This is a genomic window from Chitinimonas sp. (genome assembly GCF_041904975.1).
Lineage (GTDB): Bacteria > Pseudomonadota > Gammaproteobacteria > Burkholderiales > Chitinimonadaceae > Chitinimonas.
Map to the genome: position 1 here is coordinate 1 of NZ_JAYRLZ010000214.1, position 7617 is coordinate 7617.

Below are 7617 nucleotides of genomic sequence, written 5' to 3' on the forward strand. Positions count from 1 at the left end.
CTATACCGCATCGGCACTCAGCTTCATGCTGGAAAACCTGGCCAAGCCAGTCGTTGTCACCGGTTCAATGGTGCCACTGGCAGAGCAGCCCAATGATGCCGAGCAGAACCTGATCGATGCCTTTCACTGGGCCTGCGAGTCTGGGCTGCACGAGGTGTGCGTGGCCTTCAATCGCTTGCTGCTACGCGGCAACCGCAGCCGCAAGCTGTGGGGTGCGGAAATCGGCGCCTTTGGTTCGCCCAATTATCCGATTCTCGGCCGGGTGCAGGGCGAGTACGAGTTCAATCCGGCGCTATGCCTGCCCAAGCCCCGCGAGGCCTTTTTTGCCCATAGCATCAATCCGCGGCTGGATATCGTCGGCATCAAGCTGTATCCGGGGCGCACCACCCATATGATCGAATCGGTGCTGGCCAGCGCGCCAGCCGGCGTGGTGCTGGAAAGCTATGGCAGCGGCAATGCACCGGATGCCGACACTGGCCTGATGGAGGCATTCGCCCAAGCGGTAGAGCGCGGCACCGTGCTGGTCAATTGCACCCAGTGCATCTCCGGCCGGGTAGATATGGATGACTACGCAGCCGGATCGGCGCTGGCACGCGCCGGCCTGGTATCGGGGCGCGATATGACGCCGGAAGCAGCCCTGTGCAAGCTGTACTTCCTGCTATCACGCGCCGGCGATGTGCTGGGCCATGGCGAACGGATCCCCCTGTCACTACGCGGAGAATTGACCGCCGGCTGAAAGCGGCCAGCAATCCGGCGAGCGGTGATCCAGAATCAGAAATCAGCAGAGCGCGCCGCTCTGGACGCCATAACGAGATCATGGCCGACACCATGCCCTACACCTTGCAAGCCTTGCAAAACCTGCTCGAGGAGGCATCGGGCCAATTTGTGGCGCACCACCACGGCTTTGTGCTGCATAGCCACTTCCAGCCGATTTACAGCTTTGCCCATCGCCGGGTGGTGGGGCATGAAGGCTTGATGCGCGCCTGGCATGAAAACGGCAAGGCTATATCGCCCTACACCGTGTTTGCCTCGGCCAAGAGCGAGCAAGAGCTGGTACACTGGACCGGCTATCGCGCTTGCTGCATGGCCGCAATTTCTGCCATCAGCCCAGCCCGGCCGATGCGCCACCGCAATGGCTATTCCTCAATGCCGAACCGAATGCGTTTGCCCACGCCGGGCAGTACGGGCGTTTCTTTCCCGAGCTGCTGTCCACACTAGGATTGCCCGCCGAAAAAGTGGTGGTCGAAGTTCTGGAAACGGCGATCGAGAGTCACCGGCACTTGGCCCATGCCGTCGATTACTTCCGCGATATGGGCTGCCTGATCGCCATCGACGACTTTGGTGCCGGACACTCCAATGTCGACCGAATCTGGCGCTTGCGGCCCGATATCGTCAAACTCGATCGCAGCCTGATTGCCGATGCCAGCAATAATCTGCAAGCGCGCCAGATTTTGCCGGGTCTGGTCAACCTGTTGCATGAAGCAGGCGCACTGGTGCTGGCCGAGGGTATTGAAAGCCATGCCGAGGCAATGCTGGCTCTTGAAGCCGATTGTGATCTGGTACAGGGCTATTACTTCGGCATGCCAGCTGCCAGCCTGGTACCCACCGACGAGCCCAACCCCTTGTTCGAAGCGCTATGGCAGGACTTCAGCGCCGCCATGCAGCGCGAGATCGAGCACAACCAGCAACAAATGTCGCTTTATACCTCGGGCATGCTAAAGGCCGCTGCGCGCATCAGTGATGGCGAGCCGCTCGACCTTGCCGGTCAGGGTTTTATGGCGCTACCTGCGGCCATCCGGTTGTTCATGCTCGATGGACAGGGCCACCAGTCCGGCAGCTTCATGCTGAACGAGCTGGCAAATGAAAACCCGTTGCGCTTTGCGCCACTGAACAATGTGGAAGGTGCTGTCTGGTCGCGGCGCCACTACTTCCGCCTGGCCATGAAGCGCTTTGGCGAGTTGCAGGTATCGCGGCCTTATCTGTCGATCGCCGGTGAGCTGGCCTGCGTCACCCTGTCCATCGGCCTGATGATCGACGGCAAGCCGCATGTGCTGTGCGGCGATCTGCATTGGCTGGGCCATCTGGCATTCGACGAAAAGCCGACAAGCGTGATAGACTCCGGCAGTTGATCGCGTTGGCGTTCAATGTTGTCCATGGCGGGTCTCCCCGCATTGCCAAGTCGTGAACCTGGTCAGGTCCGGAAGGAAGCAGCCACAGCGATGCAGGCAAGTGCCGGGGGTCGGGCTCGCCACCCTCCCCTTTCGTCACAGCCCCCTCGCTTGCCATTTGCATATTTGGCTTAGAGCCATTGCTCGAATTGGCGTAAAATTACGCAATTCTTACTCTTTGGCATGCATGCGATGAAAACCCGCGACCGCATCGTTCAGGAAAGCCTGACCCTGTTCAATCAGCATGGCGAGCGGCCGATCACCACCAATCATATCGCCGCCCATCTCGGCATCAGCCCCGGCAATCTTTACTATCACTTCCGTAACAAGGAAGAGATCATCCACCAGATCTTCCGCAATTATCAGGAATACATGCGCGAACATCTGCGTATTCCGGAAACGCGGGTGCTCGAGCCGCAAGACCTGGCGCGCTATCTCGATGCCTCATTCGCCGCCATGTGGCAGTACCGCTTCCTGTTCTACGACCTTCCCGGACTGCTGTCGCGCAACCAGCCCTTGCAGGATGACTACCACGCCTTCGTCAAGCACGAGCTGGCGCCCTTGCTGGCCCAGGCATTCGGCCAGTTTGCCGCCATCGGCTTCCTCAATATGGCGCCTGCCGACATCATGCCCTTGGCCACCAACGCCTGGATCATCGTGAAATTCTGGTTCCCGTTCCGGCAAACCATCCGCCCCGACACACCGATCAGCGAAGAAACCAGCAAGCTCGGTGTCCGCCAGGTACTGGCCCTGCTCAAGCCCTATGTGCAACCGGACTTCGCCGAGGTTTTTGCCGGTATCGAAGCGCAGTACTGAGGCATGCGCCAAGGCGCTCGGGCTTTCGACGTGGTTTCGCGGCTCAGGCCATTTACCCCATCCCCTACCCCCTTGATGGGAGAGGCGCTACTGCCCCTGGCTTTTCCCGCCTCATCTGGCTGAAGCTTTGCGGAAAAACAACGTCAGCAGACGGCCCGATTCGCTCACAACATGCTCAGGCTGGCCAAGCCACCTCACGCCCGGTCAGGCTGCGCGCCAGCAGGCTGGCATTGCGCGCCGCCAGGCCGTAGATCGACAGCTGCGGATTGGCACCAATGGAAGTCGGGAATAGCGAGCCATCCATGACAAACAGACCACCAAGCTGGTGAAACTGCCCGGTATCGCTGCAAACGCCCGCCTGTGGCATGGCGGCCATGCCGCAGCCGCCCATCACATGGGCCGACACCACCTTGGCGCGCAGGACTTCCATCGGCAGCCTGGCAATTTCCGCCTTGGCCTCGGACCAGCTGCGATAGCCGCCGGCAGGTGCATCCTCATGGATCGGCAATACCCGCTCGGCACCAGCGGCAAATTGCAGCTCGGCCATGGTCAGGTAGGCACGGCGCATGCCCTCCCACACAAAGTCGCCAAGCGGATAATCGAGCAAGGGCGTGCCGTCGCGTTTTAGCCCCACCGTACCGCCCTGACTCTGCGGATGAAAGCCATCACGCAACAGGGCCAGCGTCACCTGCAGCCGATCAAACTGGCTCATGATCTGACGGTGCTGGGCACCAAAGCCCGACAGGGTGATGGCAGTCAGCACCGGATGTAGCGGCGGCGTTTCCAGCTTGTAACCGATGGCGCCATCGATGGCCTGGGTTTGCAGGAAGTGGTCGGAGTAGATGCTCTGCGGCGCGCCACTCCAGCCCTCCACCTTGTGCGGCATTACCGCGCCCGACACATTGACCGGGTGCAAGAAGGTGCGCCGGCCAATCAAGCCATGCGGGTCGGGCAGGCCGGAGCGCAGCATCAAGGCCGGCGTATTGATGGCGCCACCAGCCAGAACGACGGTCTTGGCCTGGATGGTAATGGTCTTGCCTGAAGGCGAGATGCCATCGGCCTGCATGGCCACGCAGGCCAGCCCGCTAGCATGGTCGCCACTGTGCAACACGCGTTCGGCGCGGGCATGGGTCAACAGGATGGCGCCATGATCCAGTGCCGCCGGGATGGTGGTGATCAGCATCGACTGCTTGGCATTGGCCGGGCAGCCCATGCCGCAATAGCCGAGATTCAGGCAGCCCTTCACATTGCGGCGGATTTTCGACCAGTGGATGCCGACCTTGTCCGCCCCCTTCATCAGCACCCGGTTATTGGCATTGGGCTCGACGGCCCAGTCGATCACGCTGAGCCGCTGCTCGGCCTTGGCGAACCACGGCGCCATCTGCTCGACACCCAACGCCTTGAGGCCAAACTGCGACTGCCAAAAGCCCAGGGTGGACGGCGGGGTGCGAAAGCTCGAGGTCCAGTTCACCGTGGTCGAGCCGCCTACCGTGCGGCCCTGCAGGATAGTGATCCCTTTGTCGCGAGTCTGCCGGCCGGCTGATTCCTGATAAAGCGCCGGGTAGGCATCGGCTTCGCGCATCTTGAAGTCGCGCGAGGCATAGCGCAGCGCGCCCTCCTCCACAATCACCACTTTCAGGCCGGCCAGTGCCAGGATTTCGGCAGCCATGCCGCCACCGGCACCCGAGCCGACAATCACCACATCGGCGCTCAAGGTCAAATTGTCTTGCAGCATGGCTGCATCACGCACATCCCAGCGACCGGAAGCCAGCCCCGCCGCAATCACATCCCTAAGCATTCCAGAAATCCTTCATAAAGGCCGGCGGCCCCTCATAGCCAATGCCGCCCCAGGCAGCAGTGCTGCCATACCAGGCAGCAAACACGATCTGATGCAGGGCCTGATAGCCGCTGCGCATCAGGCTGAACGAGGAATAGCGCCACCGGGTGAGGAAATTGGCGATGGCGATGTCATCGGCCTCCAGCCAATCGGCCTGCACACCCAGCAGCCAGCGGCGGCTCAGCGGCTGATTGAGCAAGGCCAGCAGATCTTTCACCTCTTCCTGCACCAGCAGCGGCAAGCCGGCGATGGCCACATCGCAGCCATGTACCGCTGCTTCAATCGCCGCCTGGCGCAAGGCGGATTCTGTCGGCAGGGCATCGGCCAGCATGACGCGGGCGATAGCGGCCATTGCCGTACGACCTGGTGCATCGAGAATGCGGAAATGGCGCTCATCGGCAAATGGCAGAATGCCAGCCGCCCGGAAGGGGCCATGGGCAAGGCGCGCCGTGCCCAGCAGCAGCGCGCCGGCAAGGCCGGTTTTGATCAATTGACGTCGGCTAAGCATGAAAACTCGTGATGGGAAGGCAGATAGTCCTGCGGAACTATCGAAAAAATCCAAGCAACTTCAGTTGACACAGAGGGCACTGAGTACACAGAGGGCGCCGAGAAAATCAATTCAGCAAACCCGTTTGTCGAGCCGATTTGCTGCACCCGCAAGCATCGATGCATGACGGATGCATAAGAAACGAGAATTTCCCCTGTGCCTTCTATCGCAGCATCAGCTTCAACAGCTGCTCCACCCGCTTGCCATACGGCGGCCTTAGCAGCCAGACACCATTGATGCGGCTCTGCGCAAACACCGGCTTCATCTTGGAGAAGGTCTCGAAGCCTTCGCGGCCATGGTAGTGGCCCATACCCGAAGGCCCGACGCCGCCAAACGGCAGGTCATCCTGACCGACATGCATCACCGTTTCATTGAGGCCGACGCCGCCCGAAATGGTCTGCCCCAACATGCGCTTGATGCGATGGGCATCGTAATCGAAGTAGTACAGCGCCAAGGGTCGGGGATGGGCGTTGATATAGTCGATGGCTTCATCGAGCCGCTCATAAGTCAGCACCGGCAAGATTGGCCCGAAGATTTCATCCTGCATCACCCGCATGCCGTCGTTGACATTGAGCACCAAGGTCGGCGCCAGCTTGCCGCTGGCCGGGTCGTTATCGGCAAGCGTGATTATCTGGGCGCCTTTTTCGGCGGCGTCATCCAGATACGATTGCAAACGCGCCAGATGGCGCCCATTGACCACCGCGGTGTAGTCGGGGTTGGCAGGGAGATTCGGATACCAGCGCTGCACCACCGCACGCGCTGCCTCGACAAATGCGGCCTCCTGGCCACGCTTCACGAACACATAGTCAGGTGCCACGCAGGTCTGGCCGGCGTTGAGGCATTTGCCATGCAGAATGCGCTCGGCCGCCGTGGCGATGGCATAGTCGGGCGCTACTACCGTCGGCGATTTACCGCCCAGTTCCAGCGTCACCGGGGTCAGATTGTCGGATGCCGCCCGCATCACCTGCTTGCCCACCGAGGTAGAGCCGGTAAACAACAGATGATCCCACGGCATGCCGGCAAATGCCTGGGCAACCTCGACACCGCCATTGATGACGCAGACTTCATCCTCGTCGAAATACTCGGCAATCAGCCGGCGAAAGGTTTCGCCAAAGCGCGGGGTGAATTCGGACATCTTCACGACTGCACGGTTACCGGCCGCCAGTGCGGCGGTCAGCGGGCCCACCGCCAGAAACAGCGGGTAGTTCCACGGCACGATCACCCCCACCACGCCCAAAGGCTGCGGGATCACCATATTGCTGGCCGGCATGAACCAGATCGACACGCCACGGCGCTGCGGTTTCATCCATTTGCGCAATTTGCCCAGCATATGGTCGATGCCGGCAAGGCTGGGGAAGATCTCCAGCGTGCGGGTTTCATGCGCCGAGCGATGGCCGAAATCAGCGGAAATTGCGGCAGCAATTTCATCGCCATGCTTGGTCAGCATATGGCGCAGCCAGCCCAAGCGATCGCGCCGCAGCACGGCATCGGGATACGGCTCGCGACCATAGGCCTCGCGCTGAAGCTGATACACCGCCTGCAGTCGCGCAATTTCTGCCTGGTTATCGTGGGGTTCGAATCCCGGTTGCATAGGGTGTCTCCTGGCTCAATGGGGTGCGGCACTCGAGCGGTGCGCTGGCGGCTATTTTAGAGCAAACGCTTGGTCGGGCTGCGGTTTTTGGGGCAGCGTCGGCAAAAGCATACGATTGCGCCGCAATGCCGCACCCATGCTGGCGGCGACCGTAGCCGGACTGCAACAGGCGCGGCTTTTCCTGCCCTCATGCTGCGCTGCAATTACGCTGTTTTACGTATTCAGCTACGCAAGCCCGGTCCCTATAGTGCGATTCACTTCGCCGCAGCATGACGACGCGGCGGTCCACTCAGGGAGTCTCACCATGCTATCCAATATCTGGCGTTTTTTTGTCGCCTTGTTCGATTTGCGTGCCTTTGCACGATGGCTGACCGGCAGGCCTACGGTCGATGTGGTCTTTATCACCAATTTGCGCGACGAGGATGAGCGGCAACGCTATTTCGGCAACTGGGTGCCGAGCGAGGGACATGCCAATGGTCCACGTATTTATTTGAACGGTGTCGCCGGCCGGGTTCGCGGCATCTATGTCACAGCCGAGGAAATGCTGACCAAGGAAGGCCGGCGCAAAGCCCAGGCCCAGTTTATTGCTGCTTGCGAATGGGCAGAACGCAAAGGCGCCAAGGTCATCCTGCTGGCGGCATCGACCAAACGCCTGTTT

Annotated in this window: 7 protein-coding genes and 1 other RNA gene; 5 read left to right on the forward strand and 3 right to left on the reverse strand. The window is 60.8% G+C overall.

Annotated features, from left to right (window positions below; genetic code table 11):
- The 4 genes from ACE3OH_RS16760 to ACE3OH_RS16775 all read left to right on the forward strand — a co-directional run.
- Window positions 1–736, forward strand: a 736-nt coding sequence (locus ACE3OH_RS16760) for an asparaginase domain-containing protein (RefSeq protein WP_374355587.1), incomplete at its 5' end; no start/stop codon positions are given.
- A gap of 340 nt (window positions 737–1076) precedes the next feature.
- Entirely contained in the window at window positions 1077–2129 is a 1053-nt protein-coding gene (locus ACE3OH_RS16765; protein WP_374355590.1) for an EAL domain-containing protein, read from the forward strand.
- Window positions 2130–2155: 26 nt separating this feature from the next.
- Window positions 2156–2253: signal recognition particle sRNA small type (ffs, locus tag ACE3OH_RS16770), an RNA gene on the forward strand.
- A gap of 107 nt (window positions 2254–2360) precedes the next feature.
- Complete coding sequence (locus ACE3OH_RS16775) at window positions 2361–2984, forward strand: TetR/AcrR family transcriptional regulator (protein ID WP_374355593.1); 624 nt, start codon at window positions 2361–2363, stop codon at window positions 2982–2984.
- 175 nt (window positions 2985–3159) lie between these two features.
- Here the strand turns inward: ACE3OH_RS16775 and ACE3OH_RS16780 are convergent, their stop codons facing one another.
- The 3 genes from ACE3OH_RS16780 to ACE3OH_RS16790 form a co-directional block, all read right to left on the reverse strand.
- Window positions 3160–4782, reverse strand: a complete 1623-nt coding sequence (locus ACE3OH_RS16780; RefSeq protein ID WP_374355596.1) for a GMC family oxidoreductase N-terminal domain-containing protein — start codon at window positions 4780–4782, stop codon at window positions 3160–3162.
- Window positions 4775–5329: a hypothetical protein gene (locus ACE3OH_RS16785; protein WP_374355599.1), complete on the reverse strand. Its 555-nt coding sequence runs from the start codon at window positions 5327–5329 to the stop codon at window positions 4775–4777. The genes ACE3OH_RS16780 and ACE3OH_RS16785 overlap by 8 nt, the downstream gene beginning before the upstream one ends.
- Before the next feature lie 202 nt (window positions 5330–5531).
- On the reverse strand, window positions 5532–6959 hold the full coding sequence (locus ACE3OH_RS16790; protein ID WP_374355602.1) for a coniferyl aldehyde dehydrogenase: 1428 nt from the start codon (window positions 6957–6959) through the stop codon (window positions 5532–5534).
- A 304-nt stretch (window positions 6960–7263) separates the two neighbouring features.
- Here ACE3OH_RS16790 and ACE3OH_RS16795 point away from each other — a divergent pair.
- A partial coding sequence (locus ACE3OH_RS16795; RefSeq protein ID WP_374355605.1) for a hypothetical protein occupies window positions 7264–7617 on the forward strand: 354 nt, incomplete at its 3' end.